The organism is Clostridium tagluense (assembly GCF_003865095.1).
Lineage (GTDB): Bacteria > Bacillota > Clostridia > Clostridiales > Clostridiaceae > Clostridium_AD > Clostridium_AD tagluense.
Map to the genome: position 1 here is coordinate 38975 of NZ_BHYK01000019.1, position 23365 is coordinate 62339.

18 protein-coding genes and 2 riboswitches are annotated in these 23365 nt (G+C 31.0%); of the genes, 13 read left to right on the top strand and 5 right to left on the bottom strand.

Annotated elements, in window-relative coordinates:
* The first annotated feature begins 121 nt into the window (after positions 1-121).
* Positions 122-922: a leucine-rich repeat domain-containing protein gene (locus Ctaglu_RS15825; protein WP_125003423.1), complete on the top strand. Its 801-nt coding sequence runs from the start codon at positions 122-124 to the stop codon at positions 920-922.
* 97 nt (positions 923-1019) lie between these two features.
* Complete coding sequence (locus Ctaglu_RS15830) at positions 1020-1598, top strand: hypothetical protein (RefSeq protein ID WP_125003425.1); 579 nt, start codon at positions 1020-1022, stop codon at positions 1596-1598.
* A gap of 95 nt (positions 1599-1693) precedes the next feature.
* Here the strand turns inward: Ctaglu_RS15830 and Ctaglu_RS15835 are convergent, their stop codons facing one another.
* The 4 genes from Ctaglu_RS15835 to Ctaglu_RS15850 all read right to left on the bottom strand — a co-directional run bounded on the left by Ctaglu_RS15835 (position 1694) and on the right by Ctaglu_RS15850 (position 9865).
* A complete protein-coding gene (locus Ctaglu_RS15835) occupies positions 1694-3541 on the bottom strand; it encodes an ABC transporter ATP-binding protein (protein ID WP_125003427.1) in 1848 nt (615 codons plus the stop codon).
* A gap of 15 nt (positions 3542-3556) precedes the next feature.
* Entirely contained in the window at positions 3557-5416 is a 1860-nt protein-coding gene (locus tag Ctaglu_RS15840) for an ABC transporter ATP-binding protein (RefSeq protein ID WP_233439812.1), read from the bottom strand.
* A 538-nt stretch (positions 5417-5954) separates the two neighbouring features.
* Positions 5955-6767, bottom strand: coding sequence for an SWIM zinc finger family protein (locus Ctaglu_RS15845; RefSeq protein WP_125003429.1), 813 nt, complete (start codon positions 6765-6767; stop codon positions 5955-5957).
* 68 nt (positions 6768-6835) lie between these two features.
* Positions 6836-9865, bottom strand: a complete 3030-nt coding sequence (locus Ctaglu_RS15850; protein ID WP_125003431.1) for a DEAD/DEAH box helicase — start codon at positions 9863-9865, stop codon at positions 6836-6838.
* 278 nt (positions 9866-10143) lie between these two features.
* On the opposite strand from Ctaglu_RS15850, the gene Ctaglu_RS15855 reads away from it, so the two are divergent.
* From Ctaglu_RS15855 to purF, 11 genes are all read left to right on the top strand, one after another.
* Entirely contained in the window at positions 10144-11058 is a 915-nt protein-coding gene (locus Ctaglu_RS15855; RefSeq protein WP_125003433.1) for a chemotaxis protein, read from the top strand.
* A 294-nt stretch (positions 11059-11352) separates the two neighbouring features.
* Complete coding sequence (locus Ctaglu_RS15860; RefSeq protein ID WP_125003435.1) at positions 11353-12537, top strand: HDOD domain-containing protein; 1185 nt, start codon at positions 11353-11355, stop codon at positions 12535-12537.
* A complete protein-coding gene (locus Ctaglu_RS15865) occupies positions 12527-13534 on the top strand; it encodes a response regulator (RefSeq protein WP_125003437.1) in 1008 nt (335 codons plus the stop codon). The genes Ctaglu_RS15860 and Ctaglu_RS15865 overlap by 11 nt, the downstream gene beginning before the upstream one ends.
* A gap of 19 nt (positions 13535-13553) precedes the next feature.
* Positions 13554-14867 (top strand): ATP-binding protein, encoded by a 1314-nt coding sequence (locus tag Ctaglu_RS15870; protein ID WP_125003438.1) that lies wholly within the window; start codon positions 13554-13556, stop codon positions 14865-14867.
* 143 nt (positions 14868-15010) lie between these two features.
* Positions 15011-15114, top strand: a riboswitch (TPP riboswitch).
* Positions 15115-15253: 139 nt separating this feature from the next.
* Positions 15254-15383, top strand: a riboswitch (TPP riboswitch).
* 62 nt (positions 15384-15445) lie between these two features.
* Entirely contained in the window at positions 15446-15640 is a 195-nt protein-coding gene (gene thiS / locus Ctaglu_RS15875) for a sulfur carrier protein ThiS (protein WP_125003440.1), read from the top strand.
* Between the two features lie 2 nt (positions 15641-15642).
* Complete coding sequence (gene thiF / locus Ctaglu_RS15880; RefSeq protein ID WP_125003442.1) at positions 15643-16254, top strand: sulfur carrier protein ThiS adenylyltransferase ThiF; 612 nt, start codon at positions 15643-15645, stop codon at positions 16252-16254.
* A 29-nt stretch (positions 16255-16283) separates the two neighbouring features.
* On the top strand, positions 16284-17060 hold the full coding sequence (locus Ctaglu_RS15885) for a thiazole synthase (protein WP_125003444.1): 777 nt from the start codon (positions 16284-16286) through the stop codon (positions 17058-17060).
* Positions 17060-18166, top strand: coding sequence for a 2-iminoacetate synthase ThiH (gene thiH, locus Ctaglu_RS15890; RefSeq protein ID WP_125003446.1), 1107 nt, complete (start codon positions 17060-17062; stop codon positions 18164-18166). The genes Ctaglu_RS15885 and thiH overlap by 1 nt, the downstream gene beginning before the upstream one ends.
* 81 nt (positions 18167-18247) lie before the next feature.
* Complete coding sequence (gene thiC / locus Ctaglu_RS15895; protein WP_125003448.1) at positions 18248-19561, top strand: phosphomethylpyrimidine synthase ThiC; 1314 nt, start codon at positions 18248-18250, stop codon at positions 19559-19561.
* Between the two features lies 1 nt (position 19562).
* Positions 19563-20162, top strand: coding sequence for a thiamine phosphate synthase (thiE, locus tag Ctaglu_RS15900; RefSeq protein ID WP_125003450.1), 600 nt, complete (start codon positions 19563-19565; stop codon positions 20160-20162).
* Positions 20163-20203: 41 nt separating this feature from the next.
* The gene (gene purF / locus Ctaglu_RS15905) at positions 20204-21556 is read left to right on the top strand and encodes an amidophosphoribosyltransferase (RefSeq protein ID WP_125003452.1); all 1353 of its coding nucleotides are present in this window, start codon (positions 20204-20206) and stop codon (positions 21554-21556) included.
* Positions 21557-21634: 78 nt separating this feature from the next.
* Here the strand turns inward: purF and Ctaglu_RS15910 are convergent, their stop codons facing one another.
* Positions 21635-23335 (bottom strand): ABC-ATPase domain-containing protein, encoded by a 1701-nt coding sequence (locus Ctaglu_RS15910; protein WP_125003453.1) that lies wholly within the window; start codon positions 23333-23335, stop codon positions 21635-21637.
* Between the last annotated feature and the right edge of the window lie 30 nt (positions 23336-23365).

Sequence of the window (23365 nt, forward strand, 5' to 3'; positions counted from 1 at the left end):
ATTTACACCCTACTTTCCTATTTTTTTAGACTTATTTATGTAATTATTTGTGTTATAATTAGGCATGTTAATAAAAGTAATATATCTCATTAACAGTAAATATTTAAGGGGGTAGATCCATGTGATTAAATCCAAATTACTAAGCAAAACATATATTAAAATTATTTTAGTTTTTCTTATTATTGTAGGATTATTCTCGATTTTTCAGTACAAAACATACCTAAACAATAATGTACTAAAATTTGAAAATAAAAATTTTGAAAAGCTAGTGAGAATGACTATCCATAAGCCTAAAGGACATATTTTTAAGAAAGACTTAGAAAATATAAAAAAGTTACAAGCTAATTTTGGTAATCCACTTGCCATATTAAATGGTAATATAACTTATAAAATCACTTATTTAGATGGGATACAATATTTTAAAAATTTAGAAATAGTATCACTTGTAGGACATGATATAAGCGATATATCACCATTAAGTAGTTTATCAAATTTAAAACACTTAAATATATCATTAAATAGAAATTTAACGAATATATCACCATTAAGCAAATTGTTGAATTTAGAATATTTAGATATATCCTCAATTAAAGAATTAACAAATATAAGTCCATTAAGCAAACTAACTAAATTAGAGTATTTAGATGCTATTGACAATAAGATTAAAGATGTAAGCCCTCTATCTCCTCTTCCTAATATAAAGACATTGAAATTATCAATTAATGAGATTGAAGATATTAGTAGCCTAAATAAGTTATTTAGTTTAACAAATTTGCACTTAGGATCAAATAAAATCAAAGATGTAAGACCTTTAAGCAATATGAGCCACTTAAAAGTATTACACTTAGAAAAAAATCCTATAGATGATTTTACTCCATTAGATAGTTTAAAATCCGTAGATATTAGGAAAGATTTAATGTAAGCTTCGCCTAGAATAGGCTGTCATTAATTTAGCCCCTCCGTTGAAATATTTGCTATACTTAAAAAAATATTATTTATAAGAGAAAGGATGATTTCACATGAATATCACAATCTCACAAAATAAAACTGAATATTTTCTTAATAACTACTTCAAGCATTTATGGTTTAAATTATTTATTATCCAAGAAATACTTTGGATTTTATATTGCTACATTCAGCATTGCTATCTACTAATTTCTATATTACTTTCATTTTTGCTTATCCCTATTTCTTTCATTACTCCTAAGTTACTTCACAAAGAAAACCGAAAATTCATTGCGCAATTCTATGATAAGAACAATGGTGAATTTAATTCAAAAAAAGACAATAAAGCAATCACTGTAATATGTAACCTTAAAAAGTTTAATGGTCCAACCTTTGGTGCTCTTACTTTGAATTCGAACTCATTAATTTTTGTACCCTTTAAAGAAAACCTTAATAACGAAAAATTTATAATTGATGATATTAAAAATCCTAATGTCCATATATCTGTGATTGATCTACAGCATTCATGGATTAATAAAGCATTTTTCAAGGGAAATCTTTATTGTTTAGACCTTAATTTGAATGGTAAAAAGGTTGTATTACAAATGCCTAAGTATGAATCAACTAAAATTCAGGCCCTATTTAGATATTAAACATAAAAAGAGCTAAAGCTTATTTTATTAATTTAAAATAAGTTTTAGCTCTAATTTAATTATGAACTTGCCATTTGAATTCTAGCATCCATCCCCTAGGAAACCACCGCTTTGCTTTCCATTTCCTTATCCTCAAGCAATTGGTTTGTATATAGAGTATAATAATAGCCTTTTTTTCTTAGCAGTTCTCTGTGAGTTCCTGATTCTGTTATCTTTCCATGTCTTATAACAAGAATTTTATCTGCAGACACGATAGTCGAAAGTCTATGGGCAACCACAAAGCTAGTTCTATCTGAGAGAACTTTTTCTATGGCATTTTGTATCATTCTTTCTGTCTCAGTATCTATAGAAGAGGTAGCTTCATCAAGAACAAATAACGCTGGGTCTGCTACGATAGCTCTAGCAAAGGAGATAAGCTGTTTCTCTCCTGTGGACAGATTACCGCCACCTTCACCAACTTCTGAATCGTAGCCTTTTTCTAGTTTACTTATAAAACTATGAGCATTTACAAGCTTTGCTGCATTTTCAATTTGATCCAATGTGGCATCTAGCTTTCCATACATAATATTATCTCTAATATTCCCACTAAATAGATGTGGACTTTGAAGCACATAGCCAATATTGGATTGAAGCCACAATAGTGATCTTTTTCTATAGTCTATTCCATCAATTAATATTTCTCCACTACTTGGCTCATAAAATCTACAAAGTAAATTAACTAGGGTACTTTTTCCAGAACCTGTTTCTCCAACTAGTGCTATAGTGTCACCTTTTTTCACTTTTAGGTTAAAGTTTTGAAACACTTTTTCTCCGTTTTCATAGGAAAAACATACATCTTTAAATTCAATATCTCCATCTATTGGTTCAAAGTTTTCTATTTTGGGATTGAATAAATCTCCGTATTTTTCAATTACATCTTTCGTGTCCCATATATCCGGCTCAGTTTCTATTAATGTTATTATTCTTTCTGCAGATGCTTGAGCATTCTGAAGTTCTGCAATAGTTCCTGCCAGCTGACTTACAGGGTCAAAAAACTGTATTGTATAAGCAATAAACATTACAAAAGTACCATGGGATAGTGGTCCTGATATAACACTTTTCCCTCCTATCCACAAAACAAAACCTGCTCCAAGGCTTCCCATGGATATAACAATTGGAAGAAATAGAGCAGAAAACATAGCTGCTTTTACAGCAGAATTTCTCATATTACCTGCATCTTGCACAAATTCACTTAAGTTTTCCTCTTCACGAACAATAGTTTTAGTAGTTTTAGCCCCAGATATCTCCTCACTAAAATCTGCAGTTAATTGTGAATTTAATTTTCTCACTTTTCTATAAGATTTCAAGATTTTCTTTTGAAAAAACATTCCTATTAAAAATAATGGTGGCACAACACTCATACATATAAGCGTCAAACGTACATTATTATAAAGCATTACTCCTATAAATCCAGTCATCATAACTAGTGCCCATACCATATCAATGAGTCCCCAGGATATTATTTCACTAAGCCTTGCTACATCCGAGGTCATTCTTGCCATAAGCCATCCCACTGAGGAGTTATCATAATATGAAAAAGATAACTGTTGAAGCCTTTTAAAACCCAGCTTTCTTATATGATAAGCCAAGTGTGTCTCAATCTTACCTGCATTTATTATAAATAGTTTTACATTTAATGCTTGAAAAACAATTATACAAAAGTAAACTATTGCAAATATGGTAAGCCCATTTGTAGTTTTCTTCATTATAAAATTATCAATGGCATACCTTGTGAGGAGTGGCATTACCACGTCTATACCTGCTACGCCTACCATTAAGAAAGCCAAAAATACAAGTCCCTTTTTAAATTCTGTAAGGTACTTAAAGAGTCTTCTCCATATACCTATATCTATCTTTTGTGCTGATTTATTTTCTACTAATTTATTTTCATCTATTCTAGACATAATATCACTTCCCTTTTACTCATTGCATACCTGCTTTTCATCATCTAAAGCATCTAATGATGTCTGTATTTCCCATATTCTTTTATAGATACCATCTTTTTTAATAAGCATTGCATGCGTTCCTATGCTTTCAATCTTTCCATGGTTTAAAACTATAATTTTATCTGCAGCCATAACTGTTGAAATTCTATGAGAGATTATGAAGGTAGTACTGCCTTTACTTTTCTTTTTAAGTTCTCCCCTTATAACTCTATCCGTTTCAGCATCCACCGCACTTAACGAATCATCAAATATCAATATGGGCATATCTTTTATAAGTGTTCTTGCTATTGCAACCCTTTGTCTTTGTCCTCCTGATAAGGTAACACCCTTTTCTCCAACGATGGTGTCATACCCCTTTTCAAAGGAAGTTATAACATTATGCACAGCAGCTACGTTTGCTGCATTGTGGATTTCTGCATCTTTTGAGTCTATCTTTGCCATTTTGATGTTTTCCTTTATAGTTCTTGCATAGAGGAAGGGTTCTTGAAGCACTATTCCAACATTATTTCTCATATGCTTTCTTTCAATATCTTTAAGCTCCACTCCATCAATTTTTATCGAACCACTATCATAGTCATAAAGTCTTAATAAAAGATGCACCAGGGAGGATTTACCTGAACCTGTTGGTCCAACAATAGCCACTGTTTCGCCTCTCTTTACTGTAAAACTTATATCTTTTAAAATTTCATTGTCTTGCTCGTATTCAAAGTTTACATTTTCAAAGCTTATTTCTCCTTTAACCTGAGGCTTTAGTGCTTTCCCATATTCCTGCTCCACTGGCACATCAAGAATATTTGTTATCCTCTCAAGAGAAACTGACATCTTTCCCATATCGGAAAGTATTCTACCCAGTTGTCTTACAGGCCATAACAACATTCCTTCATAAGTGTTAAATACAACCAAGGTACCCAAACTTATTTCTCCATTAACTGCAAAATATATGCCTGATATTAAAACCAGACCAATTTGAGTCATACAAAGGACATCTGATGTAGACCAATAAGTTGAAAGCAGTTTTACTAATTTAAAATTCAAATCCCTATATTTCATATTTTCTTTTTCATATTTTTCAATTTCAAAGTTTTGTCTTCCAAAAGCTTTTACAACTCTAACTCCACTTAAATTCTCTTGAAGCACTGATGTTAAAGCGCCCTCTTGTGCATCAGCTTTTTCAAAGGTATTTTTAATTTTATAAAAAAATACATATGAAAATATAAATATGATTGGTACTATAACCATTGCTATAACCGTCATTTTTTTATTAAGTGACAACATCATTATAATTGCAAAGGTTACTATAAAAAATGCTCTTCCTATTTCCACCATTTGCGTCGCAAAGAATTTTCTAACGGTGTCCACATCTGAAGTACATCTTTGAATTAAGTCTCCAGATTCTGCTTTTACATGGTATTCATAGGGCAAATTCTGAATATGATCATAAAGCTTAACTCTCATATTCCTAGCAATATTTTCAGCTGCCTGCGCAGAAAGTTTCCCTCTCAAAAATAGGAAAACACCGCGTGCACAGGTCAATGTTACAAGGCTCAAAGAACATATCCATAAATTTCTAAAAAGCACCCTTGTTCCTCCTACCATCATTACCAGCTTTTCTATAGCTTTCGGAACATCCAGTGGTTTATTTCCTATTACTGAATCTATTGTTACTTTTATAATCATAGGCTCTAGCATAGCTATAAATGTAGCTGCTGCTATAGAGAGTATTGCTGCAAAATATAATAATCTATTTCCCTTGGTTAGACTTAAAAGTTTCTTAATATAAATCCCCTCCTTGTGACCCATTACAGTGGATATTACTACTTGTGCATTTTCCACCTTTTAATATGGTTTTAGTACACTTTTCAAAAACTCAAGTGTGAAAATTAAAATTCCAGCCCCTAAATTTTCTGTAATTGTGTGTTTTAGTCATTTTCAAATCACTCCTTCTTTTTAATACAGCAAAATTTATTACTATAAAAATTAAAAAGCCGTAGAATATATATGTATATATTCTACGGCTTTTTAAAGATATAATTAGATATTAAGGGTACTTGTATTTTCAAATAAAAGTTCTCTTAAAGACTAATAAAAAAAGCCGTAAATACATATTCCTCGGCTTAGATAATTAATATAAATAACAAAATTAATTAATATTAAAAATTTGTACCAAGATCGTGTTTATATAATTGATTAATTTTTACTTCAAAGTTCACACTTTCTAATGTAAATCTTATATTTGTAAACATGGTCACGACCTCCTTCTTAATATTAGTTGTTGCCAACAAAGTAATTATATACCATAATTACTTATATTACAACTTGAATTTTAAAAAGATTCAGATATATCTGAATCTTTATTTACATTTAAATTTTTTCACTTTCCATCTATATATTTTCTAGTCTCCTCTTCAGCATTACTATAGGCCTTCCTCATTTTATATCCAAATTCATCTTCACTAGTGCAAAAGTCTGGAATACCCAATGTTTTTATAACGCCATGCACAACTCCAGGTGATACATAAGAAAAAGACATATTTAATACCTCTTCATCTATTCCCTTTGAATTCTCAAATTCTCTTTTTAAATCCACAATAGTTTTTTTTGACTTAAGCTGTTTTTTTATTTTTGTTTTAATTACATCAGTTTCATTGCCACTTCTTAAAATTCTCAAGGCTTTTAAGAATTCTTCTTTATCCATGCCTCTCAGTTTTAAAATCACAAAGGGGTCTTTATCAAATTCAAGCCCAAGCAGATAATGAACAGCAGCTATATGTTTACATGGATTTGCGGCATCAGCGCATGAACAATGAGTTATTAAATGTATTTGTTTTTTAGGAAAAAGTGAAACTCCAGCTTCTTTAAAAGCTTCCTCTATATTTTCAGGCATTTCTCCATTTAAAATCATGGCACAAAATATAGCTTTTTGTGCCATAATATTCATAATGTTTTTCCACTGCTCTTTTGAGAAAATATCAATCTCCATATTTACTGTATATGGTGTTAATCTACCACCCTGAACTTCTGCAATTATTTCGCCCTTTAAAACTTCCATACTTAGTACATTGCCAGCCCTTGCGTATTCACGCCCTTTATCAATTCTAGAACTTATAGTAAAGCTTGAAATTGCATTATTCCACTTTTTAGACCACCAATTAATCCCAAATTCGTTTCTTATTCTTCCGGTCATAGGGCTACCTCTCCTTACCATATCTAGGTATGCATTATTAATCCAGTTTATCTGCTATCTGTCAATTGTTAGCTATCAACTATGTTGTCATGATCTAATATAAATAGTTCTCTAAGTTCATCATTGTTCATTTCTGATATCCAGTTCTCATTTGTGGAAACTATACTTTCAGCAAGTGCCTGTTTCCGTTCTAGCATCTCATCTATTTTTTCCTCTAACGTTCCCATACATATGAATTTATGCACATGAACATTCTTAATTTGGCCTATTCTAAAGGCTCTATCTGTTGCTTGATTTTCTACAGCAGGATTCCACCATCTATCGAAATGGAAAACATGATTAGCTTTTGTAAGATTTAGCCCAAGGCCTCCAGCCTTTAAGGATAATACAAACACCATAGGTTCCGCTGTGTCATCTTGAAAAATATTTATCAATTCTTCTCTTTTCTTTCTACTAGTCCCTCCATGTAAAAATAATGTTTTTACATGGAGTTTTTTCTCCAATTCTAATTGCAAAATGTGTCCCATTTCTGCAAACTGCGTGAATACCAGTGACCTATCGCCTTCTTCTATAACAACTTCTAGCATTTCCAGTAGCCTTTCAAGTTTTCCAGAGCGACCTTCTATTTCACCATTGTCCTTTAAAAACTGTACAGGATGGTTGCAAATTTGCTTAAACTTTGTTAAAGATGCAATAATTAACCCTCGCCTCTGTATACCTTCAGAGCTATCAATTTTATTTAAACAATCATTTACTACTGCTTGATATAATGTAGCCTGTTCCTTTGTTAGTGGTGCATATTCCTTAGTTTCAATTTTTTCTGGTAAATCTTTAATAATATTTGCATCAGTTTTAAGCCTACGTAGTACAAAAGGTGAAATTATTTTCCTTAGTTTACTACTTTTTTCAGGATCTCCCTGCCTCTCAATAGGAACTGCAAATTCGCGTCTAAAGGTTGACCAATTGTACAAATATCCACTATTTAAAAAGTCCATAATAGACCATAAATCTGAAAGTCTATTTTCAACTGGTGTTCCTGTTAATGCCACCTTATATTCTGCTTTAAGGGCTTTTATATGCTGTGTTTGTTTGGATGCGCTATTCTTAATATTTTGCGCTTCATCTAATATAATCCCTGCCCATTCTTCCTTTTGAAATAAATTCTTATCCCTTACTATTAGCGCATAGGTTGTAATAACAACTTCATTTTTGTGTATTTCCTTACTAAAAGTTTCATAAGTCCACCTACTATTCCCGTGATGGATTGCAGTTTTAAGTCCAGGTGCAAACTTTTCAATTTCCCTTTCCCAATTTCCCACAACAGAAGTAGGACATATTATCAAAGTAGGCTTATCCGTTAACTTATTTTCCCGCTCGTAAAGCAAAAGACATATACTTTGTACCGTTTTTCCAAGGCCCATATCATCTGCAAGGCAAGCACCTATAGCATGATCTCTCAAAAAAGTTAACCAGTAAAAACCTCTTTTTTGATATTCCCTTAGAGTACCACTAAATCCCTTTGGAATATCAACTTCCTCTATACTGTTAAGATTAAATAATTTTTCAAAAAAATGCCCCACAGCTTCTTGATTGTCTATATTATCAACACTAATTCCAGGAATTATTTCCTCATCACTTAAATTAAGTCTTAATAATTCTCCAACAGGAATTTTTCCATTTAAACTTTTGCTGATTTTCATCTTGGAAAGTGTTTTAATTTGATGTATATCAATTTGTACCCACTCACCTCTTAACTGAATAAATGGAACCTTTAAATTTGAAATCCTATCAAATTCTTTCTCACTTATGGCATTTCCATCTAGGGCCAGCTTCCAATCATATTCAAGAATAGTATCCATATTAAATGTACTCTTTGTTGCTAAATTAGTATTTGTACTATGATTTTTATCCTTTAATTTAACTGAAAGTTTTGAAGGCTTTTTCCACCAAGACGGTGCAATAATCCCAAATCCCTTTTCCTTTAAAAAGTAGGCTGATTCTCTTAAAAATGAATATGCTTCCTCCGTAGATATTTTGCACTCTACAGGTACTGCATCATAAAGACTCCTTTCAATTGGAATAAATACTTTTGATGCAACTGCCAGATCCTCTAGAAGTCGTTCTTGGGGATTATTGAATTTTTTATTTAAATAGGTTATGGTATCTAAAGATTCTTCAAAAATCATTTTTGCTGGTAGCATAAGACTAAGATCATCCTTTGCTTGAAGCAAATATTCAATTGTCCACTCTTCACCCCGAATTGGTGGCATAACTTTGAAACAAGTACGAAACTTAAAGTTATTTTTTTTAATTTTTAATGGTTCTATCCATTTTTTATACTCATTTAGCATTTTAATCTGATCACTTGTATCAATAGGTATTTCAGGAAATCTTGAAAAAAGAGAATGTATCCAAGTACTTCCTAGTCTAATAAAACCTTCTCTTAAGTAATCATGCTCTGTGTTTATTTCGCTACAACTAAATCTCACCATACTATCAATCATAGAATCTATAAAATCGCTTACAAGTTTAGTTGTATTTATATATTTAAATTCTTGATTGTCTAAAGGAAAATATGCCTTACACTCCGTTGGCATATTGCTACATAGTGTCTTTTTTTTATCAATATACTCTGAATCGCTTGTATGCCATCTCCACCTAGAATTTACTTTTTTAAGAACCCTATCTATACTTAAAGAAGGCAAATATTTATGCTTTATAATTAGCTCAGCTGTGAATTTTGCAACGGTAATCCAAAACTTTAATTCCTGTGACAATTCTATTCCATCCGCGCAGTTTCTATCTATATTTAAAATTATATGAAATGAATCTAAATCACTAAATGTGATGCCTCTAATTTCCCTTTTAAGAAGTTTATTTTTTATTGCATCATATTTATATTTTCCACATTTAATCTCTAGTGCTGAATTATTTAGTTTGTTACGCACCTCTTGGACTGAAGCCATTTCTTCATATAGTGAAAGTGCATCTTTAGGTGTTCTACCTTTTCTTGTACATTTAGTCTGCCCGTTCTCGCCCCACAATATAAATGTGTGCATGCCTTCTGTAGTTTCTATCCATCCGCCATTTAATATCATTTAACTTCACCCTCTACTAATGCCGTTAATATTTTATTGCATACTATACAGTTTACCATATTTAACTTAAAAATTTCACTTTTATATTCTGTTTTATTATTTTTAAATTCTACTTACCCAATAAATCATAATTCATATATTTAAAAGTAAAGTTGTGAAGTTTTTGTTCGACATATATAATATATATATATCTCTTTAAAAAAAATTATGAAATAATTCAATTTTTAAAAAAATTTATTAAATCCTATGTTTATAACCATTCGAAAGTGAGGGAAAGTATGAATAATAATAATAATAATATACTATTAGAATCTGGAACTGGTGAAGTTGAAATACTAGAATTTGTCATAAATAATAAGCATTATGCAATTAATATTATAAAAGTTAAAGAGGTAATACATGCAAATAACTTAACAAAACTACCTGATTCACATCCTGCCGTAGCAGGACTTACACTGTATAGAGATAAAATAATAACCTTAATAGATTTAAAATATGTTTTAGAAAAACAGCATAAAAGTGAAATCGAAGCAAAAATTATTCTATGCGAATTCAATAAAATCCAAGTTGCCTTTAGTATTGATAATATTGTAGGTGTTCATCGTATTAAATGGGAACAAATAACCAAGCCCGATGACATATCTGTTAATTCACTAGTTATAGGAAATATTGTTTTAGGCAATAAAATAATACTACTTCTAGATTTCGAAAAAATAGTTACTGATATCAGTCCTTCTACAGGAATTAGTGAGGATAAAATTGTTGACATAGCTTATAAAGATAGATCTAATGTTAAACTAGTCCTGGCTGATGATTCTCCATTAATTAGAAGATTGTTAAAAGATACTCTTCTTAAAGCTGGATTTAATAACTTAAAGATATTTGATGATGGAAAGCAAGCTTTAGATTATTTATTTGATTTAGTTGAACTTAAAAAAGAAAATTTCATGGAAGACTGTAACGTACTTATAACTGATATTGAAATGCCTCAAATGGATGGCCATACACTAACAAGAAAAATTAAAGAACATATTATCCTTAAAAAATTGCCAGTTATATTATTCTCTTCATTAATTACTAGTGATTTAAAACATAAGGGTAACTCTGTTGGTGCAGATGCACAACTAAGTAAACCCGAAATAGGAGAGCTTGTAACTTGTATTGATGAATTCACTAAGAATTCTCATAATTAAATAACACTATATACACTATTTGTAATAAAAGCTGTGAATTTAATATTCACAGCTTTTATTAGATTCACCAATTTATCTATCATCTTTAAACACCTCTCATATAGTAATACACATGAAACATACAAAATCTCTCAATTAAGTAATAATAGCAAGAATGCCACCTCCGTGACAAGTGGAACTAAATTTTCTCATTTCGCAGAAATAGATTGAAAATTTAAAATTAAAGAATTGTATAAACATTCCGATAATTAATGTAAGTACTAAATATCAAATATTCTAACAAGAGGTGATTATATGGATAAATCTATCTTATTTGTGGATGATGAGAAACCTATTTTAAAAGCTATTAGGCGAATGTTTCTAGGTAGCCAGTATAGCGTGTTTTACGCTGAAAGTGGCGCAGAAGCTTTAGATATATTAAGTAAAAATATTATAGTTCTAATTGTTTCAGATCTAAAAATGCCTGAGATGGATGGATATGCACTTTTAAGTAAAGTCATGTTACTGTATCCTTCAACTATTAGGGTAATATTAAGTGGTTATGCTGAAGAGAATTTGATATTTAGCGCTATAAAAAATAACTTGGCAAGAGCCTATTTTTTAAAACCTTGGGAGGATGAAAAGTTTAAAATAGCTATCGATGAAATTTTTAAGACCCAGGAACTATTAAAAAATGAAAATTTATTAGATATTGTAAATTCCTTTGATACCTTGCCTACTTTGCCTGGATTATATATAAATTTGAATAAGCTTATAGCTAGAGATGCTGATGTAGAAGAGATTTCATCAACTATACAAGAGGATCCTGCTATTTCAAGTAAAATACTGCAGGTAGCTAATTGTGCCTATTTTGGAGCAAAAACAGGATCAGTAAAAAAAGCAATTATGAATTTAGGCTTGGTAAACATTAAAAATATAATTCTGACATCAGAAATTTTTAATTTAGTTCCTACTAAATTAAAAGAAAAAGAATTACTTTGGGCCCATTCTAGTCTGACAAATCAAATCATGGTTAAAATATACAAGGATTTACTCAAAAAGAAATTACTAGATAAAGATGCATCAGCAGGCCTTATGCACGATATAGGAAAAATTATTCTCTTTAAAAATTTCCCTATAGAATACGAGAATGTGCTTAATGATATTACTAAAAGGAAGATACCATTTAGTCAAGCTGAGAAGGAGCGCTTAGGCGTATCTCATGAAGAAATTGGTGCATATCTTTTAAATTGGTGGGGTATACCTAATTCTATTGTAGAATCAGCCTTATACCATCATAGCCCTTTAAATGCTAGTAATATAAATCTTGAGCTAACTTGCACTATTCATATTGCTGATTACTATTCACTCAAATTGTTAAATTTAGAAAATTATTCACTTTTAGATGATAATGCTTTTAATTGTTTGAATATTAAAAAATCAGAGTTTGAAGAATTTATTGAGCATATTAAAAGTGAGGTGGATATGAATGGAATATAACAATGTACTTTTTGTAGATGATGAAGTAAACGTATTAAGCTCAATTAAAAGAGCAGTTATAACTGAGAAATTTAAAAGCTATCTTGCTACTAGTGGTGAAAAAGCTTTAGAAGTTATGGAAAATAACACTATCAGTGTTATTGTTACAGATATGCGAATGCCTGTAATGGACGGATTAAAACTTTTAAAAATCATAAAAGAAAAATATCCTGATACTATAAGAATAGTTTTATCTGGATATGCACAGCTCGGACAAATACTTGCCACAGTAAATGGAGTGGGTGTATTTAAATTTATAACTAAACCATGGAATGTAGATGAAGATTTCCTCCCTGCAATAAGAGAGGGCATAGAGTATTATAATCTTAAAAAGGCTAGTGATCAATTAAAGAGCTTTTTAGAAGACAAAAGTCATGCATATAACCATATTTTAAAAACAAATAATGATATAGTTCTGAATAATAAAATTGACATTGAAAATATCAAAAATATCAATAATATAATGTTCAAGATGATTAACCTCATTATAACTGACAATTCTAAACTTAATATTACTTTTAATGAAATAGAACACTATATTAAAATTATATACGACATATATTTTGGTTACCTTAATACAATGCCCTCTAAATATCAAGCTTATAATTTAACACAACTAACTGAAGATCTTAATAAAACTTTAAGTGAAAACAATAAAATTATATGCATAGATGATCTTAAATACTATGGGAATTATAGTTTATTAGTTTATATATCAAAAGATTTATTTAGTCATGTATTAAGGAATTTTAAAGAAGAAGAGTTCTCAGTTACCTTATTAAATGAATCCGCAATAAGTATAATCTTAGATTTAAGTAAAAAAGAAGAATATGATAATACAGAAATCAACCTTGTAACGTACTTTTTAAATGAATTAAGTTCTATTTTAAAAGGTAAAATTATTCACAGTAAAATCGAAAAAAAAATTATATTTACTATTAATTGCGATAAATTTTAAATAATCATAGGAGGGTACTATGAAGATATTAATTGTTGATGATTCAAAATTTAATATTGAACAGGCAAAAAAAGCTTTTGAAGAGAATAAAATAAATTGTGAAATTGAAGCATGTACTTCCGGTAGTAACGCCCTTAAAATAGTAGACTCTGAAGAAATTGATATTATTATGTTGGATATTATTATGCCTAATATGACTGGTCTGGAGGTATTAGCGCATTTAAGATCAAATCCTAAATATAGGGATATAATAATAATAATGTTCACTTCATTAACTGATAAGGAATATTTAAGGAAGAGTTTTGAACTAGGTGCTAATGAGTTTATTAATAAGCCTATTGAAGCTATAGAATTTACAGCAAGATTAAAAGCTGCTATAAAATTAAAAAGTAATCAATTAGCTCTTAAGGATGCTTTTAGAATGCTTGAGGCAAAAAACAATTCATTGAAAAGCACAACACTTAAATTAAAAGAAATGCAATTTCAACTAATTCAAAAAGAAAAACTCTCTGCCATAGGTGAACTTGCAGCAGGTGTTGCCCATGAAATAAATAATCCATTAGGTTATATATCCAGTAATCATGAAACACTAGGTAAATTTCTTAAGTCATTAAAAACTATTTTAGTTGAATATCGCGATTTAATAGATAATATAGCTAAAAGTTCACATAATGAAGAATTAACAAATGATATAAATAAGATTAAAGAAAATGAAAGCTTATTAAATATTGATTTTATACTTGAGGATATTGATGATTTGATGAATGATTCTAGAGATGGAATTCAAAAAGTAAGTAAAATTGTTAAAAGTCTAAGAAATTTTGCAAGAACCGATAATGAAGATGAATATAATTATTATAATGTTAATGATATTATTGATGAAACACTTCTTGTAATAAAAAATGAATGGAAATATTCCATAACCATAGAAAAAATATATGGCGACTCACCAGATATATATTGTAATAGGGGCCAAATTGAACAAGTAATATTAAATCTGATAATTAACTCAATACAAGCAATTAAAGAGTATAACAAAGACCAAAAGGGCAATATTACTATTAAAACTACTTGCGATGATAATTATACATATACTTCTATTGAAGATAATGGACCAGGAATAAAAAAAGATTTATTAAATAAAATTTTTAATCCTTTTTTCACTACAAAGGACGTAGGAAAAGGAACTGGTTTAGGCCTTAGTATATCTCACGACATAATTGTAAACAAACACAAAGGTGAGCTTGATGTGAAAACTGAGGTTGGCAAGGGAACTATTTTTACAATTAAACTCCCTTTAACAAAAATAAATGATGCAATCGAAGAAAACTAACTAATATATGAAATAAACCAAAGGTGCCACCCACGTGGCATCTGTCAAATAATAAACTGCAAAAAAACCTTTACAGAATAATATTTCAGTACTATAATGAACACGAAGTAATATTTTGGTTATTGTTCACATGAAAAATAAATATAATTAACTAGGGGTGCCAATTTGGCTGAGAAGGTTTATATTAACCTAACTCTCTGAACCTGATGTAGCTAAAACTACCGTAGGAAAGTTATTTGCGATGATTATTATAATTAGTCTTTATAGTATGTCTTTGTAAAAAGCTTTACCATATGGTAAAGCTTTTTTTAGTTTATATTTAAAATTTAATAATTAGACATCTCCATAAAATAACAAGTAATCACCACTAGTTATTTTATGGAGATGCCTAAAGCAAGGGGAGCTTACTTGTCACATGAAAAATGTGCCTTCATAAGCTGAGAAAGAGATGTTATCTCTGACCCTCATAACCTGATTTGGGTAATTCCAACGTAGGGAGCGCATTTGTATTTTTATTGCAAGCTCTCTATGGGCTTGTATTTTTTATTTCCATAATATTCTTTTTAGGAGGTAAAATCATGATTATCAATGGCACTGAAATGATCTTTGAAAATGGCATAACTATAACTACCCTACTTACTCATTTAAATCTATCTTCCGAAAAAGTAGTTATAGAAGTAAACTATGAAATCATACCAAAAGAAAACTATGAAAATCATAAACTTTATAAGGCAGATATCATTGAAGTAGTAAGCTTTGTAGGAGGAGGTTAGATATGGACAATATTAACATGATTCCTATGGATGAAATTTCAGAAAAACTTAAAAATGCTGTGGTTGGTATTGCTGGACTTGGTGGTCTTGGTTCAAATGTGGCAGTATCTTTAACAAGAATAGGTATAGGCAAACTTGTACTTGTTGATTTTGATAAAGTTGATAAAAGCAATTTAAATAGGCAGCAATACTTTTTAAGGCATATTGGAATGTATAAAACTGAAGCCTTAAAAGAAGTATTGAATGATATTAATCCTGATATAGAGCTTGAAATCACAAATATATTTGTGGATGAAACTAATATAGAACAATTATTTAAGGATGTAGATATCATAGTTGAAGCCTTTGATAATTCTCAAAGCAAAGCTACATTAGTTAATACTACTTTGCTTAAAATGCCTGATAAACCTATAGTGGCTGGCTCTGGTATGGCAGGATATTTTTCAAGTAACTCAATAAAAACAAGAAAAATACGAAATAATTTTTATCTAGCTGGTGATGAATTTTCTGATATTGATCTAGGCTACACGCCTTTTGCACCTAGAGTAAATATAGTAGCAAATCACCAAGCTAACATGGTCCTTAGACTTATTTTAGGAGAAAATGATATTTAAATTTATTTTATATAAAGGGAGTGTATATTATGGACAATCTAATAATCGCTGGTGTAGAGCTTAAAAGCAGACTATTAATAGGTACAGGTAAGTTCAGTAATAATGCTATAGTACCTAAAGTTATTGAAATTTGTGGTACTGAAATAGTTACTATGGCAATTAGAAGAGTTAACTTATCATCTAAAGAAGAAAATATTTTAGAGTATATACCTAAAAATTGTATATTGTTACCCAATACTTCTGGAGCTAGAAATGCAGAAGAAGCAGTTAGAATAGCTCACCTTGCAAAATCCATGGGCTGTGGTAACTGGATTAAGATTGAAGTTATATCAGATAACAAATATCTATTACCTGATAACTATGAAACCATAAAAGCAACTGAGATTCTTGCAAGAGAAGGTTTTGTGGTGCTTCCTTATATGAGTCCTGACTTAATGAGTGCAAAAAGATTAGTTGAAGCTGGCGCCGCTGCGGTGATGCCTCTTGGTTCCCCAATAGGCACTAACCGCGGAATAAGAACTAAGGAATTAATACAAATACTAATAGACGAAATATCTCTTCCAATAATCGTTGATGCTGGTATAGGAAGACCCTCACAGGCAGCAGAGGCAATGGAAATGGGAGCTGCTGCAGTACTTGTTAATACTGCTATAGCAACCTCAAATAATCCAGTGCAAATGGCTGAAGCCTTTTCACTTGCAGTAAAAGCTGGAAGACTTGCGTATATTGCAAAGCTTGGCTCTCAAAATAGTTTAGCTGTAGCCTCTTCTCCTCTAACTGGATTCTTACATGAAGGTGATAAATAATGAGTTTTTATGATTGTTATGCAAAGCATAAAAATATTGACTTTGAGGATTTCTTTAAACAAATAACAGATGAAGATATTTTAAATATTCTTAATAAAGATAAGATTTCAAAACAGGATTTTTTAGCACTGATTTCGCCAACTGCCGAAAAACATATGGAAAAAATAGCACAAAAGGCTCATGAATTATCACTGCAGCATTTTGGAAAAACAATTTTGCTATTTACCCCCTTATATATATCAAATTATTGTGTTAATAAATGTGCCTACTGTAGCTATAATGTAGAAAATAAAATAAAGAGAAAAACCTTAACTATGAAAGAAATTGAAGAAGAAGCAAAGGCTATTGCGTCTTCGGGGCTTAAACACATCCTTGTACTAACCGGTGAAAGTAGCACAGAAGCTCCTGTATCTTATATAGTTGATGCTGTAAAGATTTTAAAGAAATACTTTGATTCAATTTCAATAGAAATATATCCCTTAACTACAGATGAATATATAAAAGTCGTTGAGGCTGGTGTAGATGGTCTAACCCTATTTCAAGAAACTTATGATGAGTGTATTTATGACAAAGTTCATATTAAAGGCCCAAAGAAAGATTACAAGTTTAGATTAGATGCACCTGAAAGAGGCTGCATTGCCAAAATTAGAAGCATTAATATTGGCGCACTGCTAGGTCTTGCTGATTGGAGATCGGACGCCTTCTATACGGCACTACATGCAGAATATCTTCAAAATAAATATGCGGAGATGGAAGTTAGTATTTCCACTCCTAGGATAAGACCTCATGTAGGAAGTTTTAATGATCTATGTTTTGTAGAAGATAAAAATTTGCTTCAAACAATTCTTGCTCTTAGAATTTTTCTTCCTCGTGTAGGTATAACACTTTCTACAAGAGAAACCCAGAGCTTTAGAGATAATTTAATTCCCCTGGGAATAACTAAAATGTCTGCTGGTGTATCTACAGAAGTTGGAGGCCATACATCATCATCCTCCTCTGGTGAGAGTCAATTTGAAATAAGTGATGATCGAACTGTAGACGAAGTTAAGAAGGCTATACTCGCTAAAAACTATCAACCTATTTTTAAGGATTGGATGGCACTTTAAATTCAGCATTAAAAGGTTCATAAAATATTAAATAAAATATACTGAGTATTAAAAAAACTAAATAGTAAAGGAGATTTTAAAATGATATATACAACTCAAATGGATGCTGCAAAAAAAGGCTTTACTACAAAGGAAATGGAAATAGTGGCTAAAAAGGAAAATATGGATTTAGAACTTTTAAAAAAGCTTATGTCACAAGGTAAAATTGTTATACCTGCAAATAAGAATCATAAATCCCTAGACCCAGAAGGCGTAGGAGAAGGCTTAAAAACAAAAATAAATGTAAATTTAGGTATATCAAAGGATTGCTATGATATTGATGAAGAAATGAAAAAAGTACAACTAGCTTTAGACATGAAAGCTGAGGCTATAATGGACTTAAGCTCCTTTGGAAAAACTAAAGAATTCAGACAAAGGCTTGTTACATGCTCCTCTGCTATGATAGGTACTGTGCCAATATATGATGCTGTAGGTTTTTATGATAAAGAATTAAAGGACATTACTGCAAAAGAATTTTTAGATGTTGTAGAAAAGCATGCAAAGGATGGTGTGGATTTTGTAACTATTCACGCAGGTATAAACCTTGAAACTGCTAATGTATTTAAAAGAAATAAACGACTTATGAACATTGTTTCAAGAGGTGGTTCCCTTCTTTATGCATGGATGGAACTTAACAATAAGGAAAATCCTTTTTACGAATATTTCGATGAGTTATTAGATATATGTGAAAAATATGATTTAACCTTAAGTCTAGGAGATGCATGCAGACCAGGCTGTATAAGTGATTCTACTGATGCTTGTCAAATCAAAGAATTAATGACACTGGGAGAACTTGCCCTAAGAGCTTGGGCTAGAAATGTACAAGTTATCATAGAAGGACCAGGTCATATGGCATTAAATGAAATTAAAGCAAATATGCTCCTTGAAAAGAAACTTTGTCATGGTGCTCCCTTTTATGTACTCGGACCTATAGTTACAGATATAGCACCAGGCTACGACCACATCACAAGTGCCATTGGTGGAGCATTAGCTGCAAGTTGTGGAGCTGATTTCTTGTGTTACGTAACTCCAGCTGAGCATCTAAGATTACCAATGCTTGAAGATGTTAAAGAAGGTATCATTGCTGCAAAGATAGCTGCTCATGCTGGTGATATAGCTAAAAATATTCCCGGTGCTAGGGGTTGGGATAATGAAATGGCTAAAGCAAGACAAGAACTTGATTGGGAGAAAACCTTCCAGCTTTCAATTGACCCAGAAAAAGCTAGAAGATATAGAAAAGAATCTACTCCTGAACATGAGAATAGCTGTACTATGTGTGGGAAAATGTGTGCTGTGAGAAATATGAATAAAATAATGCAAGGAAAAGATATCAACATTTTAAGAGAAGACAACTAATATGCTATTTCTAATAACCAATAGAAACCTAGCTAATAATAAGGATTTTTATAATATTATTGATGAAGCTATAAATGGCGGTATATCTGCTATTATTCTTCGTGAAAAAGATTTATCTTACGCTGAGCTTTTAACCATGGCTAAAAAAGTCAAGAAAGTTATAGATAGCAGAGATGTAAAGCTAATAATAAATAGTAATTTAAAAGTAGCAAAGGAAGTGGAAGCCTTTGGCTTCCACTTAAGCTTTGAAAAATTTATTGAAACAAAGTTATCCTTTAAGGGTATTATTGGAGTTTCCGTTCACAGCCTTTACGAAGCAATAGAAGCCGAAAAACGCGGTGCTGATTATTTATTATTAGGTCATATATTCCAAACAGATTGTAAAAAAGGTCTTCCACCTAGAGGCATCGAGCTTATTAAAACTATTAAGCAGAATGTTACTATTCCTGTAATTGCCTTAGGTGGAATAAAACCGGAAAACATTCTTAAGGTTATGCAATCAGGTGCAGGTGGCGCCGCAATTATGTCTACTATAATGCAAGCGAAGGACCCTTATACTGTAACAAAACAATATGTTGATAAGATAATGGAATTTGTATAGATGCAACAAATGCAAGTTAGGTATTAAAAGGAAGTGATAAAATGCAAATTAATGATGCTGATAAATATAAAGAGGAATGTGGAATAGTAGGTGTATTTTCTAATGAAGAAATCAATTTGTCTTCTATACTTTATTCTGCACTTAATTCACTTCAACATCGTGGCCAAGAAAGCTGTGGCTTAACATATACAGATGGTCGTACCATCATTTGTCATAAGGACATGGGGCTTGTAAATGAAGTATTCTCCAAGAATAACTTCAATAATATAAATGGTTTTTCAGCCATTGGTCATGTACGATATTCTACCTTTGGCGAAAGTACTGCTGTGAATGCTCAACCTATTTTAGATGAATATTCCTTTGGTCAAATAGCGCTAGCACATAATGGTAATCTTACAAATGTAGTTAAACTAAAAAAGTCCCTTGAAAACTGTGGATTGAAATTTAATACTTCTACGGATTCTGAGGTTATTTTAAAACTTATTGAAAAGCATTATAATTCTTCTATAGAAAACACCTTAGAAATTATATCAAAACATATTGAAGGTGGATATGCTGTTGTTCTGCTTACAAAGGACAAGTTATTTGCTATGCGAGACTGCCATGGCATAAGACCCTTATGCATAGGAAAGCTTAGGGACAGTTATATTGTATCCTCTGAAAGTTGCGTTTTAGATATTCTTGGTTACGAATTTATAAGAGATGTTGCTCCTGGAGAGATAATTAGGATTGATAATAGCGGAATAGAAACAATAAGTTTTATAAAAAACGCTATATGTAGCACCTGCGCTTTTGAATATATATACTTTGCCAGAATAGATAGTAAAATTGACGGCGTTAGTGTTTATAACTCTAGATTCAAAGCTGGTGAGCTTTTATTTAAAGAATGTCCCGCTGATGCTGATATTGTAATAGGAGTACCTGACTCTGGCACCTGCGCTGCTTTAGGATATTCTAAAGCTTCCTCAATACCTTATACTTTAGGCTTTGCAAAAAATAATTTTATAGGACGAAGCTTTATAAAACCATCTCAAGCTAAAAGAGAAGAGGCAGTATCTTTGAAATTAAATATTATCAAAGAAAACATTAGAGGTAAAAAAGTGGTAGTTATAGATGATTCCATGGTAAGGGGCACAACCTGTAAAAAGATTGTCTCTCTGCTTAAAGAAGCAGGTGCAAAAGAAATTCATTATAGACTAGCTTCGCCTATAATAAAATCTCCCTGCCACTTAGGAATTGATACTTCCAGTAAAAAAGAACTTATAGGTTCTAATATGACCTTAGAGTCAATACGTGACTTTGTTTGTGTAAATAGCTTGGGATATATAAGCATAGACGGTTTTTTGAATTCTTTAGGTCATAAAAAAGATGCATGTCTAAAATGTTTCATATAATGTATACGAAATTAAAACAATGCTTGAAATTAACAGTGAGGGTTAATCATTATTAACCCTCATTACTTTATACCTATTTTATACTTTTAAGTTTCTGTATCTATTGTATGCAGCCATTATTTCTTGCTTTCTTGGCATAGCTAAACTTCCACTTCCACCTTTTATCCGCTCTATGGATATTAACCCATTTTTCTCTATTTCACAAATTATATTGTCCACCATATTTTCAAAGTTTAAGTTCTTATTCATAATACTTACCTCTGCCCATTTCATAATTGAACCTATAGCATTTATTTGCTCAGTATCAACTATTTGTTCCACGGCCCTTAAATCTATGTCTTCTCTATTTATACTTAATGTATCTAGTCCTATTGTTTTGATTTTAATTCCCTTTTCTCCGGACTTAATAGTTCCAACTTTAACTTGTCTATTAAATTCAATATCTATTTTTAAATTTCTATCATTAATTCTTTTTATAATATGACCTTTACTTAGTTTTTTAGCCTTTTCTGTTACATCTACAGCCTCATAATTATCCAATTGCACAACAGAATCTGCTACATCAAAGAAATCTCCCGAGCTCCCTACTACTATTATTGTTGAAATACCCTTTTGCTTATATAGAGGCCTTACTATTTCAATAAATGGTGTAATTGGTTCCTTTTCCCTGCAAACTAATTTTTGCATTAATTCATCTCTCATCATAAAATTAGTAGCTGAAGTATCCTCATCTATTAAAAGTACCTTAGCGCTACTTTCTATGCCCTCTATAATACTAGCCGCTTGTGATGTACTTCCACTTGCATTTTCCGTGCAAAATTCTAGGGTATCCTTCCCATTAGGCAAGTTACTTATAAATAATGATATATCTGTTTTAGTTACACACCTGCTATCTTCAGCCCTTATTTTTAAAGCTGATCCATCTGTTATAACAAATTCTCTACCATCACCTTCAATATGATTATAAACTCCAAGTTCTAATGCTTTTAATAATGTGGATTTACCGTGATATCCTCCACCTACTATAAGAGTTATACCTTTTTTAATACCCATTCCGCAAATTATACCCTGGCTCTCTGTATTAAATTCTACTTCTAATTCCTTTGGTGAAATAAATAGTGTTCCACCTCTTAATGCTTTTGTAGATATGCCACTTTCTCTAGGTAGCATTGATCCATTAGCTACAAATGCTACTAATCCTCTATTTTGCAGTTCCCCTCTTATATATTCTTGATCTTCTACTAGCTTTACTCTATTTATTAATTTTTCGCTATTAATGTTTTTATATATTAAAGTTTTTTCTACAATGCTTGGTATAACATTATACAAAATCTTCTCAAGCTCTCTTGATAAAACGCTTCTTCCCCTTGCCGGAAACCCAACATAAAATCTTGCTTCTATTTTATCCTCATCTATAATTATTGAAGTTCTATTTAATATCTCCTGTGGACATTTGCTTATAGCTAATAATCCACTCTTTCCGGACCCAAAAACTTTTACGCAGCACTTATTTATACTAGAATAAAATTCTCTTGTTAAGTAGTCTGCTACTGCAATATTTTTGATTTTATTATCAAAAAGTTCCTTTGGAAATTTAGCAATATTCTGATTTACTATTACTCTAACTCTTGATGGTGATGCAAAAGGGTCACCTTGAACATGATCTATGCAAAGTGTATAATTTCCAAAATCGTATTCGCCCTCTAAATCCTTATAAAGCCTATAGCTTTTTCCATCAATTCTATCTAAATCTTTTTTTAATGCTTCTGAATTTTTCATTTAGCGCTCCTCTTATGTTCCTATAAAATA

What these genes read in the sequence shown, in the direction of transcription:
- thiC (WP_125003448.1), top strand. Translation starts at nt 18,248, where the DNA reads ATGATATATACAACTCAAATGGATGCTGCAAAAAAAGGCTTTACTACA.
- Ctaglu_RS15835 (WP_125003427.1), bottom strand. Translation starts at nt 3,541, where the DNA reads ATGTCTAGAATAGATGAAAATAAATTAGTAGAAAATAAATCAGCACAA.
- thiE (WP_125003450.1), top strand. Translation starts at nt 19,563, where the DNA reads ATGCTATTTCTAATAACCAATAGAAACCTAGCTAATAATAAGGATTTT.
- Ctaglu_RS15860 (WP_125003435.1), top strand. Translation starts at nt 11,353, where the DNA reads ATGGATAAATCTATCTTATTTGTGGATGATGAGAAACCTATTTTAAAA.
- Ctaglu_RS15850 (WP_125003431.1), bottom strand. Translation starts at nt 9,865, where the DNA reads ATGATATTAAATGGCGGATGGATAGAAACTACAGAAGGCATGCACACA.
- thiH (WP_125003446.1), top strand. Translation starts at nt 17,060, where the DNA reads ATGAGTTTTTATGATTGTTATGCAAAGCATAAAAATATTGACTTTGAG.
- Ctaglu_RS15845 (WP_125003429.1), bottom strand. Translation starts at nt 6,767, where the DNA reads ATGACCGGAAGAATAAGAAACGAATTTGGGATTAATTGGTGGTCTAAA.
- Ctaglu_RS15865 (WP_125003437.1), top strand. Translation starts at nt 12,527, where the DNA reads ATGGAATATAACAATGTACTTTTTGTAGATGATGAAGTAAACGTATTA.
- Ctaglu_RS15885 (WP_125003444.1), top strand. Translation starts at nt 16,284, where the DNA reads ATGGACAATCTAATAATCGCTGGTGTAGAGCTTAAAAGCAGACTATTA.
- Ctaglu_RS15855 (WP_125003433.1), top strand. Translation starts at nt 10,144, where the DNA reads ATGAATAATAATAATAATAATATACTATTAGAATCTGGAACTGGTGAA.
- thiF (WP_125003442.1), top strand. Translation starts at nt 15,643, where the DNA reads ATGGACAATATTAACATGATTCCTATGGATGAAATTTCAGAAAAACTT.
- Ctaglu_RS15910 (WP_125003453.1), bottom strand. Translation starts at nt 23,335, where the DNA reads ATGAAAAATTCAGAAGCATTAAAAAAAGATTTAGATAGAATTGATGGA.
- thiS (WP_125003440.1), top strand. Translation starts at nt 15,446, where the DNA reads ATGATTATCAATGGCACTGAAATGATCTTTGAAAATGGCATAACTATA.
- Ctaglu_RS15830 (WP_125003425.1), top strand. Translation starts at nt 1,020, where the DNA reads ATGAATATCACAATCTCACAAAATAAAACTGAATATTTTCTTAATAAC.
- Ctaglu_RS15870 (WP_125003438.1), top strand. Translation starts at nt 13,554, where the DNA reads ATGAAGATATTAATTGTTGATGATTCAAAATTTAATATTGAACAGGCA.
- purF (WP_125003452.1), top strand. Translation starts at nt 20,204, where the DNA reads ATGCAAATTAATGATGCTGATAAATATAAAGAGGAATGTGGAATAGTA.